This window comes from Burkholderia sp. S171 (genome assembly GCF_009766085.1).
Lineage (GTDB): Bacteria > Pseudomonadota > Gammaproteobacteria > Burkholderiales > Burkholderiaceae > Caballeronia.
This window is the reverse complement of sequence record NZ_LMUF01000064.1, coordinates 111,411-130,175: the sequence shown is the minus strand read 5'-3', so window position 1 is coordinate 130,175 and position 18,765 is coordinate 111,411. Positions and strand designations below refer to the sequence as shown.

Below are 18,765 nucleotides of genomic sequence, written 5' to 3'. Positions count from 1 at the left end.
CGTGCAGTCCGCAGAAACATTCGTCCGGTTCACGCCGCGCATGCGTCATATCGCCGTTGCAGCGGCGATCGTCATGTCCCTCACACCGTCGCCCGCACGCGCGCAACTAAGCGGCGCGGCGGCACAGGTAGAATCGATCGAGCCTCCCTGGGGTCTTCGATTCGCACCTGAGGTGACGGAGCATCCGTTGCCGGTCAACACCGCTCCGGCCGCATTCGGCATCGGCGATGCGGCGGACGGCGACGAGGATCGTGACCTGTCGCTCAAAGGTCATGGAGAGCTTCGACGCGACGCCACCATTGTCAGAGGCGACGCCGTTCACTATGACATCGACCGTAATGTGGTCGATGCCTACGGGCATGTGCGCATAGTCGACGACTACGACGTCTTTGTTGGCCCCGAAGCGCATCTTCAGGTTGAGGCCAACGAAGGCACCATGACCACGCCGACCTATCGCTTCAATCTGACAGGTGGATCGGGCAGCGCCGACAGCATCGAGTTGATCGATAATGAACGTTCAGTCGTGCATCACGGCACATACACCGCGTGCCAGTGCGAAACGGATCCAGCCTGGTACCTCAAGGCGGCAAGTTTCGACATGGACCAAGGGTCGAACGAAGGCATTGCTCACAATGGCGTGCTGTTCTTCCAGGGCGTACCCATTTTTGCGAGTCCGTGGTTGTCGTTTCCGTTATCCAGCGCTCGCCAGAGCGGCTTTCTCCCGCCGACCTTTTCGCTGAGTTCGACGAATGGATTCGATCTCACCGTTCCGTATTATTTCAACATCGCGCCGAACTACGACCTGACCGTGACACCGCGCTACATGTCCAAACGCGGCGCAATGCTGACAACGAATTTCCGCTATCTGTCGCCTACGTATTCGGGTTCGGTGACTATTTCCTACTTGCCCGACGACGCCCTGACCAAGACCAACCGTTATTCGATCAACATCCAGCACAACCAGAACTTGGGCGGCGGGCTGGCTGCGTATGTTAACTATTCGCAGGTGTCGGACGTCAACGTCACGACCGACCTGAATTCGAATACCGCATCGCTGGTCAATGGGCAGGACATCTTCCAGCAAGAGGCGGGCGTGACCTACAACAACGGTCCATGGTCGGTGCTGGCGCGGGAGCAGCGCTGGCAATCCTTCAGCACCGCGCCGCCTTACAATCGGGCGCCGGAACTGGACGTTAAATACAATCAGTACAACATGGGCGGATTTGATTTCGGCGCCGAGGCTGACGCCACGCGCTTCACTATTTCCACGGCGGACTCCACCGAGGGCAGCCGTTTCACGTTCAATCCGTACGTCAGCTATCCGCTGTCCGGTCCGGGATGGTTCATCACGCCAAAGGTGCAGTGGCACTACGTTGCCTACGACCTGTCCTCAATCGGCAGCACGGCGCCAACGGGGCAACCGAAGAGTTTTTCTTTCAATGTGCCCACACTTAGCCTGGACTCAGGGCTCGTATTCGAACGCAGCATTCGCCTGTTCGGAACGGACTATATCCAGACGCTGGAACCGCGGCTCTACTACGTCTATACGCCCTACCGGAACCAGACGTTTGCACCGGTCTTCGACACAGGAGAAGAGGACTTCGGACTGGCCCAGATCTTCACCGACAACACCTTCGTTGGCGGCGACCGGGTTGCCGACCTGAACCGTGTCACCGCTGCTCTGACTACCCGGTTCATCAATCAGGCGACGGGAGATCAACGGGCTCGCTTCGTGGTTGCGCAGGAATACTATTTCACTAATCCGCAAGTGACGCTGGATTCGGGCGCCTCCGTGACCGACATTCGCGGCAGCGACGTCATTGTCGGGGCGTCGCTCAAGATTGGGCCGGGCTTTACGACCGAGCAGGCGATCCAGTACGACGAGCAGCACAATCAGTTAGACCAGGGTACTTCGGGCTTCACCTGGAAACCGGGAGATCGAGAGGTAGTCAGCATTGCTTACCGGTATACGCGCGCCGATGAGGACCTGGACAACGAGGCGGAAAATCAGATTGTGGCATCCGGTCAATGGCCGTTGAGCCGCAGGCTTTACGCTGTCGGCCAAGCCAATTTCGACATGGTCGCTCATCGCCTGGTAGCGGGATTGCTCGGCGTTCAGTACGACGCGGATTGCTGGTCGCTCAGCTTGGCGGTGCAAAAATATACGAACGTAGCCACTACCACGACCACTGCCAGCAGCGCGACTCGCGTTCTGTTGCAGCTTCAGCTCAAGGGCCTGACGAAGATCGACAACGGGCTGTCCGAGCAGTTTAAGGCGAGCATTCCAGGCTATACGCCATTGCCTTCGCCGCCTGAGCCTGACTCGCGATTCTCGAACTACGAATGATGCGTGACGAATGACCACGTTGATAGTGGCGTGGTCATTCGTCTCATCAGAACCTGTGCCGCAATCCCACTGCGGCGGCGACCTGCTCATTCTTGCTGGACGGCGACTGCCCGCTGATGTCGGCGGTCAGTCCCGAGCCATCGCTTGCAATATGCTGGTAGCTCGCTTGTATGTACACGTCGGTGCGCTTGGACAGCAAGTAGTCCGTCTGCACCGACACCTCGTGCCACTTGGGGTGATGCTCACCGCTAGCCGTCGACAACGCGCCATCCGTGTACGTGTAAGCGCCATACACGGCCACCGACGGTCTCAGCAGATAGCTCGCATTCACTTCGAAGTTGTTGAAGCTCGCGCCCTGGCCGTTTTGCTTGAGACCCAGACTGTTCGCCCCGTTGATCACAGCAAGGCCGCCAAGCTGCGTGCGTGTCCAGACGAACCCCAGCTTCCCTGCTCCGATCGAATAATTAACGCCTGCTCCGTAGGTCCGCTGCAATGCTGTCAGGAAGGTACGGTCCGTCAGCGTGATCGCGCCGTCGGTGTTGGTCACGCCCGGATTGTTCGCCTGCAGATAACCCGCAGCCAGCGTCAGCGGGCCTGCATCGTAGGACGCGCCAAAGCTATATAGACGGTTGTCGTCGAAGCCGCCCGCTTCGTTCGAGAAACCGTAAAGCGTGCCGAACTTCAGGCCGGCGTAGGGCGTGCTGGCGAACTTCACGGCGTTATCGACACGAAACGAATTGTTCAGGTTGTCGTTGTCGTACGGATGCGCGGAGAGGTTATTGCCGCCCGGATGCCGGCCGGTGAAACTCAACGGCGCGAGGTAATCGACGACCGAGTCGTACTGCCGCCCGAGCGTCACCGTGCCGAACCGGTTGTTGCTCAAGCCCACATATGACTGGTAGCCGAACTCGCGGCCGCCCTGGCGCAAGCTGCCGTTCATGACGCTGAAGCCGTCTTCTATCTGGAAGATCGCCTGGTTGCCGGCACCCAGGTCTTCGCGCCCCAGCAGTCCCCAATGGCTACCCGTCACCGCGCCGCTGCTCGCCTGCAGGTTGGCGTGGCCTTGCGCATTGTTCGTATAGAGCAAGCTTGCATCGATGACGCCGTACAGCGTCACGCTTGACTGCGCGTGGGCCGGGCTGGCGATGAAAGCGCTCGCGATCAGCGTCGCGGCGAACGTTTTTTCGAGGCATCGCCTCGTAGGGCTGGAGCCACGAGGAAGTCCGGCAAGCCGCCATGCGGCGGGCTTGAACACGGTGGAACGACGGGCGCGCAGCGAGGATCCTGGAATCGGCATGTTATAGTCTTTAAATGAGAATCAATGTCATTACGCGACGACACTTTATCGGCGAAATGTATTGGCGATATGTTGAATAGCCGCCGTTTTGTATTGAAATGTGTTGGCTCAACCACGGGCTTTTCATTCGCCTTACGACCGCGCTTCATTGACTCCCCTCTCTCGATTCCCGCTTGATGCATCCGCGCAGATGGACCACCTACTCGTAGCCGACGACCACCCAAAGCGTCAGAGCGCCCGCCTGTTCCGTGAAGGCCGCGCATGAAGTTTCGCCTCTGGCCCGACACGCTATTCGGACGCCTCGCGCTGATCCTTGTGATCGGCATGTTCGGCGGCCAGCTATTGACCAGCACGATCTGGTTTGAGACCCACGACAACCGCACGCTGGAGATCCCTTCACGTCTGTTCTCAAGCCGTCTTGCAGACACCGTGCGCCTGCTGCAGGCCGCGCCGGACCAGGCAGCGCGGCAAAATCTTGCACGCCAGCTTGAGGACAGCAGCTATCAGTTACGTTGGATCGAAGCGCCACTCCCAGCGCAGTCGCACACGGTCGCGCAACGTGCGACTGAGGACTTGCTTGCAAGCGTGATCGCACAACGTCTGCACGAGCACGTACCGCTGCGTTTGATCGATGCCGAACTGACCGACGACACCGGCCGTCATCGCGGTATCTTCAGCCTCTTCGACTCGCGCATGCCATCGGGCGATTTTCATGTGCAGATCCAGGCACCCGGCGGCGTTTGGCTCGATGTCACCGCGCAAGAAGGACAGGCGGGCCGGCAGACCGAGCCGCGAAAACTGGTGATCGAGTATCTGCTGCGCATCTATGCGATCCGTTTCATCGCCGCACTTCTGTTCGCGCTGGTGGCCGTGCGCATTGCCGTTCAGCCGCTGCGGCGACTCGCGGTCGCGGCTGAGGCGCTGGGCAAGAATGTGTATCGGCCTTCGTTGCAATTATTCGGACCGCGTGAGGTGAGAGTGGCCGCGCAGTCATTCAATTCCATGCAGCAACAATTGATTCGGAGTATTGAGGAACGAACGCGCTTGCTGGCTTCGATATCCCATGATTTGCGCTCGCCGCTGACGAGACTTAGACTGCGCGCGGAGATGTTGCCCGATGCGACGTCGCGTGAACGCTTGTGCACTGACCTGGATGAAATGGACGCGATGGTGCACAGCACGCTCGACTTCGTACAAGGCGTCGAGATAACGGAGCCGCGCCATCAGATCGATATTGACTCGCTGCTGCGTGCACTCTGCGATGACCTCGCTGAAACGGGCGCACGCGTTGAACTCGACGGCCACGCCGCCGCGCCTGTCAGCGGATATCCGCGCAACCTGAAACGCTGCCTGCAGAATTTGCTCGACAACGCGATCCTGCATGGCGGCAGTGCTTCGGTACAAATACATGACGATCGCGACGCGGTGCGCATTACCATCAGCGACGAAGGCCCGGGCATTGCAGGAAAAGACATGCTTGAGCGAGTGTTTGAACCGTATTTCCGCGCGCGGCCCGGCAAGACCAACGGAACCGGGCTGGGACTGACCATTGCGAAGAGCATCGCGATGGCGCATGGGGGCACGCTGGTGTTGAGCCACCGCGCTGAGCGAGGACTCGATGCGGTGCTGACCCTGCCTCGCGAGCCCCACGGCTAGGGTGCCGGCTTTCAGCCTTCAATGCCCGGCGACCTCGCCCACATCAGCGCAGAAGCCATCGTCAGAACCTGGTGCAGATCGATGATTCTCACGCTTTTAAAGTATGCAAAATGGCGTCGGCATGCATGGTAAATCATGCTGCAATTGCTTATCCTGTTGCCAGTTTCCTGACAGCGGCGCAGAGGGATCCATTGAATAGGGAAACATGATGAGCAAGACATTGCAAGGCGTGCACCACGCCGCAGCAGACGGCTACGCAACAACGACAACGGCGGACACGTACGTGCGCGGCCGGCCCGACTATCCGCCGGAGATCGCGGACTGGTTGCGTGAACAGCTCGGCCTTCGCGCCGGGACGACCGTCGTGGATCTCGGCGCAGGCACGGGAAAATTTACGCCGCGCTTGATCAGCACGGGCGCCAAGGTGATCGCGGTCGAACCCGTCGCCGCGATGCTCGGCAAGCTGTCCGCAGCGCTCCCGCAAGTGGAGACGCACGCGGGTACGGCCGATTCAATCCCGCTTCCTGACGCATCGGTTGACGCAGTGGTTTGCGCGCAATCCTTTCACTGGTTCTCGACCCACGCCGCGCTTGCGGAAATTCTTCGGGTCTTGAAACCGGGCGGCAAGCTCGGCCTGATCTGGAATTTGCGAGACGCCAGCATCCCGTGGGTCGCCCGGCTCGACGCGATCGTGAATCGGGTGGAAGGCGATACGCCGCGTTATTACACGGGCGCCTGGCGCTCCGCGTTTCCGTTCGACGGTTTCGGCCCGCTCAACGAGCACCAATTCAATGTCGGGCACACCGGTTCGCCCGAAGACGTGATCCTGAATCGGGTCCGCTCCATGAGCTTTATTGCGGCACTGGCCCCCGACGAGCGTGAGAAGATCGATATCGAGGTCAAGGCGTTGATCGCCAGCGAACCGTTGCTCGCGGGCAAGGACGAGGTCACGGTTCCTTACGAAACCGCGGCGTTTTATGTCGAGAAGCTCGCACGCTAGAAAGCGCTCGGGTCCATACAAGGAATGGTCCGTGCGTGGCCGTACCTTTGCACGCGCGCGACACTTCTCTGTCACAGTGGAGGACTGCAAGCGGTTTCACTCACTGACGGCCCGATCTTCATGACCCTTCGCGACACTGGCATATCTCCCGCACTCGAATGTCGCGGCTTGAGCAAGGCGTACGGCGCCGGCCGCGTGTTACTGGCTAGCCTCGACTTCACACTCGATCCGGGGGAGTTCGTCGCGATCATGGGCGATTCAGGCGTCGGCAAGTCGACGCTGTTGAACCTGATCGCGGGCCTCGATCAAGCCGACAGCGGTGAAGTGCTGATCGACGGCACGTCCATTTCCAGTCTCGACGATAACGCCGCAACCCGCCTTCGGCGGCAAAAGCTCGGCTTCGTCTTCCAGGCTTTTCATGTCCTGCCGCATCTGACGCTGGTTCAAAATGTCGCGCTTCCGCTGTTGCTCAATAACACCTCGCCTGCCCGCGCGCTCGACCTGCTGGAAGCCGTTGGGCTGGGTGGCCGTGGCAACGACTTCCCACGGCAGCTATCGGGTGGAGAGCTGCAGCGTGTGGCCATCGCTCGCGCACTGGTGCATCGGCCCACGCTGATCCTGGCTGACGAACCCACGGGCAACCTGGACCCCGAAACCGCGCATGAAGTGCTTTCACTGTTCCGTGCGGAGATCAAGGCGAATGGCGCTGCGGCAATCATGGTGACGCACTCCATGGCGGCGGCCGCCAGCGCGGATCGGATACTCATTCTGAGCGAGCATGGGTTGCATGCCGGGCAACCTGCTGGTGCGCATCAGTGAGCGGACGCGTTCCGGCACCCTCGCGGCGCATTGCAGGCGGCCGGCTACTCGCGCGCTGGTTGCTCGGTGCCGAGTGGCGCAGTCATCCGGCGCGAGCGATCGTGGCTATCGCAACTATTGCGCTGGGCGTGGCGCTCGGATATGCCGTGCAGCTCATCAACAGTGCTGCATTCAACGAGTTTTCCGCAGCCGCCAAAAGTCTTTCCGGCGAGGCCGACCTGCAAGTCCGCGGCGCGCAGCCCACCTTCGATGAAATCTGGTACCCGCGTCTCGCAACAACACCGGGCGTCGCTTTAGCCAGCCCCGTTCTCGATCTGGACGTGACCGTGCCCGGCCAGACCGCTGCGTTGAAAGTGCTTGGCATCGACGTTTTCAGGGCGAGCCGCATCACGCCGGAACTGATCGGCGTACCGTCTGCGCAGCGTCCGCTCGATACCCTTTCCGACGACGCCATTTTCCTATCACCCGCTGCACAACAGTGGCTTCACGCGGCGCCCGGTGACCATGTCGAGCTGCTTAGCGGTACCTCGATTATTCGTTTCCGAATGGCCGGCGGTTTGGTCAGGACGCGGCCGGGACAACGCGTTGCGGTAATGGATATTGCCGCCGCCCAATGGCGTTTTGGACTGGAAGGAAAACTCTCGCGCATTGATTTGCAACTGCAACGCGGCGTCGATCGGGAACGCTTCAAACGCGAGTTTCAAGCGCGGCTTGGCAATCAACTGGTCGTAGCCGAAACACGCGACGATGAAAACCGCACCGACCGCCTCTCGCGCGCGTATCGGATCAACATGAACGTGCTCGCGCTGGTGGCGCTCTTCACCGGCGCGTTCCTCGTGTTTTCGACGCAAGCGCTGGCGGTCGTTCGTCGCCGGGCGCAGTTCGCAATGCTTCGCGTATTGGGCTATACGCGCGGCCAGCTTCTACGCCAGATCCTGATGGAAGGCGCGCTGCTCGGTGTACTTGGCTCCGCGCTCGGCCTTGCACTGGGCTACGCATTGTCGAGCATCGCCCTGCGTTTCTTCGGCAGCGATCTGGGCGGCGGTTACTTTCCGGGCGTGCAGCCGCATGTCAGTTTTGAGCCCATTGCGAGCGCCTTGTTTCTTGCGTTGGGTATCGGCGTGTCCGTGCTCGGCAGTCTTGTCCCGGCGCTTGAGGCGGCTCGCACCAGGCCGGCGGCGGCGCTAAAAGCAGGGAGCGAAGAAGGCGCGCTGGCGCGGCTGGCGACGCCGTGGCCCGCTGTGATCTGCCTCGCAGTCGCGGCAATACTGGCGCTCTTGCCACCGTTATTCGATGTCCCCATCCTCGGTTATCTTTCCGTCGCGCTGCTGCTGATTGGTGGAATCGCGTTGATGCCGCGTTGCACGGCGATCGTGTTCACTGCGCTGAGCCGATGGCACGCCAAACGCCGTGCACGCGCCGTCACGACGCTGGCGCTTGCCCGGCTCGCCAACGCACCCGGCCAGGCATCGATCGCCATGGGCGGGGTTTTATCGAGCTTTGCGCTGATCGTCGCGATGGCCATCATGGTCGCGAGTTTCCGTGTATCCGTCGATGAATGGCTGACCCATCTCCTGTCCGCCGACCTGTACGTTCGCGTAGCAACCAATGGCGACACAGCGAGCCTGAGCCCCGGCGAACAAACGGCAATCGCCGCGACGTCCGGCATCAGGCATGCCGCGTTCACCCGCACGTCGCATCTCACGCTGGACCCCGCACGTCCCGCGGTGGCGCTGCTCGCGCGTGACATCGATGCAGCCGATCCCGGCGCCGCCATGCAGATGACCGGCCCCGTGCTTCCACCGTCCGCCCTGCGGGAAGGCGAAACGCCCATATGGGTGTCGGAGGCAATGGTCGACTTGTACCGCTACAAGTTGGGACAAAGACTCAAGTTGTCGATTGGCACACAGGGCGGGACGTTCGTCGTAGCCGGCGTGTGGCGCGATTATGTGCGGCAAACGGGAGCGATCCAGCTACGGCTCGCCGACTACCGGCGCCTCACGGGCGACACAGGCTCCACCGACGCCGCCATCACCGTGGACCGCGGCGCAAGCGTGGAAAGTGTCATTGCGAGCCTGCGCAGACTGCCCTTCGCCGCCGCGATGTCATTCGCCGAACCCGGCGACATCCGCGCTCGGACGCTGACTATTTTCGACCGGAGCTTCGCCGTGACCTACCTGCTGGAAGCGGTGGCCATTGTGATCGGGCTGTTCGGCGTGGCGGCAACGTTCTCCGCGCAGACACTCGCTCGGGCGCGCGAGTTCGGCATGTTGCGGCACGTTGGTGTGACGCGTGCTCAGGTGCTCGCGATCCTCGCGGCCGAAGCCGGCATGCTGACGGCGCTCGGCATTGCCGTGGGCTTCGTCCTGGGCTGGGCGATCAGCCTCATCCTGGTGTTTGTCGTGAATCCGCAGTCGTTCCACTGGAGCATGTCGATGCATATTCCATGGCACATGGTGAGCACAGTGGCCCTTGTCATGCTGATCTCGTCCTGTGCAACAGCCGTGGTCGCAGGTCGCAAGGCGGTATCGCTCGATGCCGTGCGCGCGGTCAAGGAGGACTGGTAATGCGTGGTCCTAACCGATCATTAAATCAGGCATGGCGATGGGCCTTGAATGCCTTGATGGCGTGCGCTTGCTGCATGGCCAGCACATCGTCCATGGCCGCTGAGTTCGCCAATGTCACACCGGATCATCCGATTGTTTTCCCGCAAGACACCGGCGCGCATCCGGCCTTTCGCACCGAGTGGTGGTATGCAACGGGTTGGCTCAATCAACCGGATGGCAAGCCGCTCGGTTTCCAGATCACGTTCTTTCGCTCGGCGACCGGACACGATCCCGCGGACCCGGGTGCATTCGCGCCGTCGCAGTTGATCATCGCTCATGCGGCGCTTAGCGATCCCTCACTGGGACGACTCGTGCACGATCAGAAGATTGCGCGTCAGGGCTTTGGTCTCGCCTATGCAAAAACAGATTACACCGACGTCAAGCTCGACGCCTGGCATCTAGTGCGTGCTGCCGATGGTGACTACACCGTCACCGTGAATGCCGCCGATTTCACGCTGGACCTGACGCTTACGCCGACTCAGGCACCGCTGCTGCAGGGCGACAAGGGCTACTCGAGAAAAGGTCCGCTGGCCGCGCAAGCGAGCTACTACTACAGCGAACCGCAACTGCGCGTGAGCGGCAAGGTCACACGTGCTTCAAACGCGAACGCGACCGGCAAGGCCGGCCTGAGCACAGCAGTGTCCGGCTCGGCGTGGCTGGATCACGAATGGTCAAGCACAGTGCTTAGCAGCGATGCCACAGGATGGGACTGGCTAGGCGCCAATTTGTCGGACGGATCGGCATTGATGGCATTCAAGGTGCGCGGACAAAACGGCGGGACCGTCTGGTCCCACGCGGCGCTTCGCGAAGCGAACGGGCACGTGACTGCATTCGATGGGGACCAAGTCGACTTCACGCCGCGTAGGACATGGCGCTCGCCACGGACCGGCACGTCCTATCCGGTATCGGAGACGGTCAGGACTGGTGCGCTCACGTGGCAGCTCGATCCATTGATGGACGATCAGGAACTCGACTCCAGCCAGTCGACGGGCGCGGTGTATTGGGAAGGAGCGGTATTGCTGAGTCGTGACGGTAAAGCCTTAGGTCACGGTTATCTGGAACTGACGGGATATGGGAAGGCGCTGAAGCTGGAGAGATAACCACGCTTATTGCATCGCGCAGCGTGGTCTAAAGACAATATGACAAGCGCATGACGCTGCGCAGACTTAACAATCTGCAAGTTGATGCTGGCACGCCTGACGTCTTGCCGTATCCAGACAAGCGCCTAAGCGTGCCAGCCGTCGCCACAAGGGCGACGGCAAGTTTAGCCCTTCAAGCTGTCCGGCACCTTCCCGCCGTTAGCCGCAAGCTGTTCCATCACGGCTTTGTGCAGCCAGATGTTCATCGATGCGGAATCGTTGGTGTCGCCCGTATAGTGCAGCTCGCCGGCCAGTTCCTTGCGAGCACTGAGACTGCTGTCAAGGCCGAGCAATTTCATCAGATCGACAATCGACGTCCGCCAGTTCAATTGCTCCGACGTATTCGCCTGCATGTCGGTCAGGACTGCTTCAACATCCACCGGTTCTGCGGCTGCAGCCGGTGCTGCAGTGGCATCAGGCGCCGCGGTCGGGTCTGCCGCAGGGGGCGCGGCCGGATCGGCGGGCGCTGTATTCGCGGGATGGCTTGAAGGGAAAATCTTGCTCAGGATCGTGCCGAAAATGCTCATGATGTTTATCCCTTGGTCGACGTAGTCAACGACGTTGTGAAGCAGCGCGTTCGCCGCTTCGTGGAGGCGCCGTGCAAGACACGTTCCCGAAACAGTTAACGATTGTTATGTCTCGAGTCCGGCGCACAGTCGCAAAGACATTGTAGGTGATCGATCATCTTGAAAATGCCCTGACATGGAGCAGCCGCAACGCGCGCGGGATACTGTTACCGCGAAAGGCGTTTAACGCTGCAATCGTTTCGTTTTCTACTCGCGAGTGACGTGGGTCGATCATCTTGCAGCCAGGGAAACACAGTTCATTCATGCGATGATTCGCCCACTCTTAACCCATGCACCGCCATGACCACAAAACGCCAGGTTGACTCCGCTCGCTTCGTACACGGCTCGACCTTGCGCCATGTCGTGGTCATGGCAGGAACCGGAGCGATTGGATTGATGGCCGTGTTCGCGGTCGATCTGGCCAATCTCTTCTATGTATCGCTGCTCGGGGACACGTCAGTGGCCGCGGCCGTTGGATTCGCCGGGACCATCAACTTTTTTCACACCGCCATTTCCATTGGCATGACGATAGGCGTCAGCGCAACCGTCGCGCGACTTCTCGGTGCCGGCCAGCGGACCAAAGCGCGGCAGGTGGCATCGGCGAGTCTGGTGCTGATGATCGTGATCACGCTCATCTTGAGCGCGGCGACGCTGCTCTTCCTTGACCCGATCCTCAACGCGCTCGGCGCGGCCGGCGAAACGCGCGTGCTGACTCACGGCTTCCTGCTGATCACTGCGCCCACGTACGTGTTCCTCGCTATCGGCATGTGTACGGCCGCGCTGATGCGTTCTGTCGGCGATGCCCGCCGTGCCATGACCGTCACGCTGACCGCTGCGGTCGTGACCGCGATCCTCGATCCAATCCTGATCTTTGGTTTTCATCTCGGGCTGACCGGTGCGGCCATATCGAACGATATCGCGCGAGTCGCGCTTGCACTTGTCGGCCTGTATGGTGCAACCCGCGTCAACGATCTCATTGCCCGTGTCCGCTTTGCACGCTTGTGGTCCAACAGCCAGCCGGTCATGAAGGTCGCCCTGCCCGCCGTACTGACCAACCTTGCTACGCCCGTTGCCAGCGCCTACGTGACGCATGCAATGGCGCGTTTCGGCGCTGCAGCGGTGGCGGGACAAGCCACTATCGACCGCATCACGCCCGTGGCCTTCGCCGTGATCTATGCGCTCACCGGCGCGGTCGGTCCGATCATCGCCCAGAATCTCGGCGCGGGCCGTGCGGACCGGATTCGCGAAACGGTACGCAACAGCCTGGTGTTCGTTCTGCTGACGGTTGCGGTTGCGTGGGTCGTGCTGGCGCTGGCTCAGGGCGGCCTGATCCGCGCGTTCTCGGCACGCGGCGACACCGCCGTCATTATCACGGCGTTCTGTTCGTGGCTGGTGGCGAGTTATGCGTTCGTTGGCTGCCAGTTCGTGGCGAACGCGACCTTCAATAATCTTGATCGGCCGTTGTTGTCGACGCTGTTCAACTGGGGGCGCGCGACCATCGGCACGGTACCGTTCGTCGCAGCCGGGATGCGCCATGGTCCCGTGGGCGTGATGATCGGACAGGCCGCCGGCAATGCGATTTTCGGCACGATGGCCATGCTGGCGGCGTACGTCGTGGTCAGGCGTTTGCCCATGGGCGATTGCGCCGCGCTGGCGCGCAAAGGCAGCAATCAGCTTGAGCAATCATCCGTCAATGTCCCTGCCGCAGCCGCCGGAAATACCATGGCGCCGGACGTAGAGTTAAAGGAACTGCCTGTGCAAGGTGGTTAGGCCCTTAAGCTCTCAAGCGGCCTAAGTCATTTAAGCCACCTAAGCCGCTTAGCGTTTTCTCTTTGCGTTCAAGCTTGGATTCAGCTTCTTTCATTGGTGTTATCACGCCCGATTTTCTTAGCGAATTCAGCTAAGCCGGCTGCGTCCGATTGTTCGTTTTGCGCGGAATCACTATTCCCCTCTATCGGTACAATATTTCGATAGTGCGCGCATATACTCCATTCCATCGACGCAGCGCAGCAACCAGCCGGACCGCTGTGTAGCCCATGAAATGAAGTCATAGATACGCATCGGAGCACATCATGAACAAGACCCTTATTGCATCGTTGTTAGTCGCCGTTTCCGCCGCCCTTGCAGCACCCGCATTCGCTAGCAGCGGTTATGGTCCGGCACCGTCGTACAACCCGCAAGTTGGCGCACCCGCTTCGCAGCGCGGCCAAAGCGCGCAAACCGTCGCAGCGGAAAATGCGGTGAGCAATGGCGCAAACGCTTATGGCGGTGTGCGGAATACCACTACGCAATCCGGTGATCGCGTTCAAGCCAACGACGCAGGTTCGCTTGCGCCGCGTAACTGATAAACGCTGAAGCTTAAGACTTAGCAGGAAGCCGATGCCCGGCGAACTCAGGTTCGCCGGGCATCGGCGTTTGTGGAGCTAGCGACCTCTCTGACCTTCCTGACATTTTTGACCTTCACGCTGTGGACCCAGGCTAGAGCACTTTGATGCATAGTTGAGAGCCGTCGGCTTAGCCAACGTCGCTGCTACCGTCCACCACGAAGGAAGATCCTCATGTCAGAGCAAGCGCAATTCGAACTCTTCGCATTCTGGCGCTCGTCCGCCGCGTTTCGCGTACGCGTCGCCCTCAATTTGAAGGGCCTGAGCGCGCACGAACAAAACATCGACCTCGACGCAGGCGAGCAACGCAGCGCCGAATTCCTGAAAATCAGTCCGCTGGGCTCCATCCCCGCATTGGTTGTAGAAGGGCATGAACCGCTGACGCAATCGCTGGCCATCCTCGAATTCCTCGACGAACTGCAGCCTTCGCCGCCTTTATTGCCGAGCGATTTATACGGTCGCGCACGCGTGCGCTCCATTGCGTCCATGTGCGCAGCCGATACCCATCCGCTCGTCGTGCCACGCGTGAAAAAGTATCTTCAGACAACGGGCGGATTCGATGATGCAGCGTGGCGCGCCTGGCAAATCCGCTGGTTCGGCACGGGCCTTGCCGCAGTTGAAGAACGTCTCGCGGGCGCGCCGGAAACGGGCAAGTTCTGTCATGGCGATGAACCCACCATCGCGGATATCTGCCTCGCGAGCATTGTCGCGGTGGCGCGCGTGTTCAAGATCGCGATTCCTGACATACCGACTATCGACCGGATCATGGCCGCGTGTGACCCGCATCCGGCATTCATGAAGGCCGATCCCCAGCGGCAGCATGGGGCACCGGGATAGGTCAGACCGTTGCGGCGAAACTTTGCAAACGAGCCGCTTCGATCGCCATGGTTTCCTTGCTGAGATCGAGAAAAGCTTTCACCAGCGGGTTCGAATGCTGCAACTGAGGACAGACCGTGAAGCCGCGAAACATCACGTCTGGCGAGAACGGCCTGAACACAATGCGCGCCGGATTGGTATCGGACGTGGCCAGCGGATTTACCACGCCCACGCCCAGGCCACGCGCGACCATCGCGCAAATGGTCGCGCCGTAAGGCGTCTCGATCACCGGCACCTGGTTCACGCCGGCTTGCCGCAACGCGTGGTCGAGCGACGAGCGAACGTCGTCGGCATAGGACGGCAGGATGAGGTTCTGATCCCTCAAGTCACGGGCATGAATTCGCTTGCGCGCAGTGAGCGGATGTTTGGCGGGCAGCGCGCAGACCCCGGCCAGCCGATACAACTCTGCGCTGGTCACACCGAACGCATCAGGCGTCGTGGTGGCAAAACCGACATCGCAATAGGCCGACGACGCCCAGCGCTGGATCGTGCCCTCACTGCGCATTTCCAGCGACACCGCAATGCGCGGATACGCTGCGAGGAAGCGCTCGATCACAAGGGGTACGAACGATAATGCCAGCACCGGCGGCGCCACCAAACGCAGCCGGCCACTGCCGAACTGGCGGATCTCCCGCGCTGAGTGCCCCAGCTTTTCAAGCCCGACAAAACTGCGGTCGACCTCGCGATAGAAAGCAGTGCCCGCGTCGGTGGCCTGGATCCGGCCACCGTTGCGCGTAAAAAGCGCCAGCCCGGTCGACACCTCCAGCTCGGCAATCAGGCGGCTGACACTAGGCTGCGAGGTGCCGAGTTCTTCGGCCGCTGCGGTCATCGATCCCCTCAGCATCACCAGCCTGAACGCTTCGATTTGCTTCTGGTTCATGTTCGCCCTCTCCCTTGATTTGCCCGGTCCACATGCAAGCTTGTCATATCAAAAATGAATAGCAGACGTTTTTGGCCGTATTTGACCGGATGACGGAAGCGCTTCTAGACTGGTTGCAACTAGTCACTCCCAGCGAACCATGAGAGCCGATGCACTGCTTTTCCACGACGAATTTCGCATCGCACCGTATTGGTGGGACGCGGCGCCCCCAGAAACATCGCGCGTCGCGCTGCCGTCGAGCGTGGATCTGGTGATCGTGGGAAGCGGCTATTGCGGGTTATCGGCGGCGGCGGAGGCGGCGCGGCAAGGTGCTTCAGTCGCCGTGCTGGACGCCGCCGAAATCGGCGCGGGCGGCAGCACGCGCAGCGGCGGCATGGTGTCGAGCGGGCAGAAATTGGCGCTGACCGACGCCATTCGCGGGGTATCGGCGGAACGGCTGGGCCGCTTGATGACGGAGTCCACGGCGAGTTTCGACTATCTCAAGCACCTGATAGCCCGTGAATCGCTCGACGCCGATCTGCAGATAACTGGCCGCTTTTTTGGTGCGTTTACGCCGGGGCATTTCGAGCGGTTGCGCCAGCAGGGTGAATTACTGCGCGAGAAAACCGGCGTGACCGTGCATGTGGTGACGCGTGCCGAGCAACGCGCCGTGGTGGGGTCGGACTACTACTACGGTGGCATTCTCGTGGATGAATACGGCGGCCTGCATACGGCAAAATATCACCGAGCCCTGCGCGAATTCGCGCGCCGATGCGGCGCAAGCCTGCATTCCCATGCGGCAGTCGAACGAATTGAACGGACCGGCGCGCGCTTCGCTGTCCATACGGCGCGCGGCAAGATTGATGCAAAGCAAGTGCTGGTCGCGACCAACGGTTATACCGGGCAGCTGCTGCCCTTTTTCTCACGTCGCGTGCTGCCGGTGGCGAGTTACCAGATTGCGACGGAACCGCTGCCGCCAGGACTCATGGATGCATTGAATCCGGGGCGCCGCATGATCAGCGACTCCAAGCGAAACCTTTTTTATACACGGCCTTCCCCCGACGGAACGCGCATGTTGTTCGGCTCGCGGCCATCGTTTCGCGAAGTCGGCGAACGCGAGGCGGCGCGAATCCTGCACAAGAAGATGGTGCAGCTCTGGCCCGCTTTGCGCGATGTGCGCATCACGCATGCATGGAAGGGATACGTTGCGATGACCGGCGACAAGCTCGCGCATATCGGCGAGCGCGACGGGGTGTTTTACGCGCTCGGCTGCAACGGCAACGGCGTCGCGTTGATGACATACCTCGGGCAGCGCATTGCAAGAACACTATCAGGCCTCGACGCGGCGCCCGGCGCATTCGGCGAAGGTCCGTTCCCGCTGAGTCCGGGCGGCATGGCACGCAGCCTGAGCGTGCCGATAGGCACCGCGCTGTATCAGCTGGACGATTACTGGAACGCACGCGTGCGCGGCGCGCTGTCCTGACGCCTGCTTTCAAGCCCGTTAGTGATTCTGCATTGACCCGTTGTATTTTCAATTCATCGCTGGTTACCCTGGAGCAACATCATGCGGTTTCGACACTTTCTCAGCCTGGTTTCCATCGTCGCTTCCTTCTCGTTGATGGCCGCCACCAGCGCCCATGCCGACGACCTCGGCACGCTTGCGCCGGGCAAGCTGATGGCTGGTGTAGACGCTAACAACAAGCCCTATTCCTACATCGATAACGGCAAGATGACCGGCTTCGACGTGGAGTTGCTGCGCGCGGTTGGCGCGAAGCTGGGATTGAGCGTCGACTTCCGCGCGCAAGACTTCAGTGGCTTGCTGCCGAGTGTGTCCAACCAGCAGATCGATCTTGCGGCTGGATCGATTTCGATCACGACCGACCGTCTCAAGATGGTCGATTTCTCCGAGGGTTATCTCACTGGACTGCTTAGCGTGACCACCCTTCCCGATAGCGTGATCACGAGCGACAAGGCGTCGGTCAAGGACAAGCGGATTGGCGTGGTGCAAGGGACGATTGAAGATACGTATTCGGCCAGCTATTTGCCAGGCGCGCTGATCGTGCGGTTCCCTAACGTGAACGCAGGCTTTCTCTCCCTGCGCTCAAAATATATCGACGGTCTTTTCATCGATAAATCTTTAGTCGACGGCCTGCAAAGCAAGTACCCGCAGTTGAATCTTGCCGACCGGCTGGATATTTCCGCAATCAACCTGCCGGCCGGCTTTCCGATCCGCAAAGGCAACGCCAAGCTCGAAGCCGCGGTCAACAAGACGCTTAACGAGCTTGTGGCAGATGGCACCTGGATGAAGCTCTACACGCAGTTCCATCCCGGTTATCCTAAGCCTGCCAGCCTGCCGCCGTATGAGATGAAAACCGGTAGCTGATCTTTCGCCGACATGATCCGGAGAGCGCCATGAACGCATTCCTGCAGAACTTCCTCGACTGGCAGTTGCTCACGGGATCGCTGCCTTCGCTGCTCGAAACCGGGCTGGTCAACACGCTCGTGCTGTCGTTGTTTTCGACCCTGCTCGGGATCATCGCCGGTATGGTGCTGGCGTTGATGGCGGTGTCGCATATGCGCTGGCTCGAAGTGCCGGCGCGCGTGTTCGTGGAGGTCTTTCGTGGTCTGCCGGCGGCGCTCGTGATCCTGCTCGTGGGGCAAGGACTCGCGCCGGTCGGGCTGGCGGTGTTCGGTCCGAATCCGTATCCGCTTGCCATCGTGGCGCTTGGGTTGATTTCATCGGCGTATATAGCGGAGATTTTTAGATCGGGCATCCAAAGCGTCGGCAAGGGGCAGCTCTCCGCGTGTCAGGCGCTCGGCATGACGTACTGGACTGCCATGCGTCACGTGATCGTTCCGCAAGGCATCAGGCGCATTCTGCCCGCGCTGGCGAACCAGTTCATTTCGATCGTGAAGGATTCAAGCCTCGTGTATTTTCTCGGCTTGCTGACTTCGCAACGTGACCTGTTCACCATTGGGCAGAATACATCGGTGAACGTAGCAAACCTTTCGCCGCTGGTCGCCGCCGGGCTCGTCTACTTGCTGATTACCGTGCCGCTCACGCACGCGATCAATCACATCGACCGCTGGACCAACCGGCATTCAAATCCGCGTTACGGCGGCGCAAGCACGGCTACCACACGCAAGCAACTCAAGCGGCAAGCAGCAGCCGCACGTGCAGGCATGACCGGACAACACAACTAAAGGCGGGGAATA

15 protein-coding genes are annotated in these 18,765 nt (G+C 60.7%); 12 read left to right on the top strand and 3 right to left on the bottom strand.

Annotation, left to right across the window (positions count from 1 at the left end; translation table 11 throughout):
* The first annotated feature begins 73 nt into the window (after positions 1-73).
* Positions 74-2,347 (top strand): LPS-assembly protein LptD, encoded by a 2,274-nt coding sequence (locus GSQ93_RS35460; protein ID WP_254074226.1) that lies wholly within the window; start codon positions 74-76, stop codon positions 2,345-2,347.
* 46 nt (positions 2,348-2,393) lie between these two features.
* Here the strand turns inward: GSQ93_RS35460 and GSQ93_RS35455 are convergent, their stop codons facing one another.
* The gene (locus GSQ93_RS35455; RefSeq protein WP_158940672.1) at positions 2,394-3,644 is read right to left on the bottom strand and encodes a porin; all 1,251 of its coding nucleotides are present in this window, start codon (positions 3,642-3,644) and stop codon (positions 2,394-2,396) included.
* Positions 3,645-3,905: 261 nt separating this feature from the next.
* Here GSQ93_RS35455 and GSQ93_RS35450 point away from each other — a divergent pair, with 261 nt between their 5' ends.
* The 5 genes from GSQ93_RS35450 to GSQ93_RS35430 all read left to right on the top strand — a co-directional run bounded on the left by GSQ93_RS35450 (position 3,906) and on the right by GSQ93_RS35430 (position 10,825).
* Complete coding sequence (locus GSQ93_RS35450; RefSeq protein WP_158940670.1) at positions 3,906-5,300, top strand: ATP-binding protein; 1,395 nt, start codon at positions 3,906-3,908, stop codon at positions 5,298-5,300.
* A 220-nt stretch (positions 5,301-5,520) separates the two neighbouring features.
* Positions 5,521-6,300 carry a class I SAM-dependent methyltransferase gene (locus GSQ93_RS35445; RefSeq protein ID WP_216857727.1) on the top strand — a complete coding sequence of 260 codons (780 nt, stop codon included), beginning with the start codon at positions 5,521-5,523 and terminating at the stop codon, positions 6,298-6,300.
* A 120-nt stretch (positions 6,301-6,420) separates the two neighbouring features.
* The gene (locus GSQ93_RS35440) at positions 6,421-7,119 is read left to right on the top strand and encodes an ABC transporter ATP-binding protein (RefSeq protein ID WP_158940666.1); all 699 of its coding nucleotides are present in this window, start codon (positions 6,421-6,423) and stop codon (positions 7,117-7,119) included.
* A complete protein-coding gene (locus GSQ93_RS35435; protein ID WP_254074225.1) occupies positions 7,116-9,686 on the top strand; it encodes an FtsX-like permease family protein in 2,571 nt (856 codons plus the stop codon). Before GSQ93_RS35440 ends, GSQ93_RS35435 begins: the two co-directional genes overlap by 4 nt.
* Positions 9,687-9,760: 74 nt before the next feature.
* The gene (locus GSQ93_RS35430) at positions 9,761-10,825 is read left to right on the top strand and encodes a lipocalin-like domain-containing protein (RefSeq protein WP_367889804.1); all 1,065 of its coding nucleotides are present in this window, start codon (positions 9,761-9,763) and stop codon (positions 10,823-10,825) included.
* Positions 10,826-10,989: 164 nt separating this feature from the next.
* On the opposite strand, the gene GSQ93_RS35425 is transcribed toward GSQ93_RS35430, so the two are convergent.
* Positions 10,990-11,391, bottom strand: a complete 402-nt coding sequence (locus GSQ93_RS35425; protein WP_158940665.1) for a DUF3597 domain-containing protein — start codon at positions 11,389-11,391, stop codon at positions 10,990-10,992.
* Between the two features lie 339 nt (positions 11,392-11,730).
* On the opposite strand from GSQ93_RS35425, the gene GSQ93_RS35420 reads away from it, so the two are divergent.
* The 3 genes from GSQ93_RS35420 to maiA all read left to right on the top strand — a co-directional run bounded on the left by GSQ93_RS35420 (position 11,731) and on the right by maiA (position 14,651).
* Positions 11,731-13,200, top strand: a complete 1,470-nt coding sequence (locus tag GSQ93_RS35420; protein WP_158940663.1) for an MATE family efflux transporter — start codon at positions 11,731-11,733, stop codon at positions 13,198-13,200.
* A gap of 302 nt (positions 13,201-13,502) precedes the next feature.
* Entirely contained in the window at positions 13,503-13,775 is a 273-nt protein-coding gene (locus GSQ93_RS35415) for a hypothetical protein (RefSeq protein WP_158940661.1), read from the top strand.
* Positions 13,776-13,988: 213 nt separating this feature from the next.
* Complete coding sequence (maiA, locus tag GSQ93_RS35410) at positions 13,989-14,651, top strand: maleylacetoacetate isomerase (protein WP_158940659.1); 663 nt, start codon at positions 13,989-13,991, stop codon at positions 14,649-14,651.
* A 1-nt stretch (position 14,652) separates the two neighbouring features.
* Here the strand turns inward: maiA and GSQ93_RS35405 are convergent, their stop codons facing one another.
* Positions 14,653-15,570 (bottom strand): LysR substrate-binding domain-containing protein, encoded by a 918-nt coding sequence (locus tag GSQ93_RS35405; RefSeq protein WP_158940657.1) that lies wholly within the window; start codon positions 15,568-15,570, stop codon positions 14,653-14,655.
* Between the two features lie 139 nt (positions 15,571-15,709).
* On the opposite strand from GSQ93_RS35405, the gene GSQ93_RS35400 reads away from it, so the two are divergent.
* The 3 genes from GSQ93_RS35400 to GSQ93_RS35390 all read left to right on the top strand — a co-directional run bounded on the left by GSQ93_RS35400 (position 15,710) and on the right by GSQ93_RS35390 (position 18,753).
* Complete coding sequence (locus GSQ93_RS35400; RefSeq protein WP_158940655.1) at positions 15,710-17,032, top strand: FAD-binding oxidoreductase; 1,323 nt, start codon at positions 15,710-15,712, stop codon at positions 17,030-17,032.
* Positions 17,033-17,113: 81 nt separating this feature from the next.
* Positions 17,114-17,932 carry an ABC transporter substrate-binding protein gene (locus GSQ93_RS35395; RefSeq protein WP_158940653.1) on the top strand — a complete coding sequence of 273 codons (819 nt, stop codon included), beginning with the start codon at positions 17,114-17,116 and terminating at the stop codon, positions 17,930-17,932.
* Between the two features lie 29 nt (positions 17,933-17,961).
* Positions 17,962-18,753: an amino acid ABC transporter permease gene (locus GSQ93_RS35390; protein WP_158940651.1), complete on the top strand. Its 792-nt coding sequence runs from the start codon at positions 17,962-17,964 to the stop codon at positions 18,751-18,753.
* Positions 18,754-18,765: the final 12 nt, after the last annotated feature.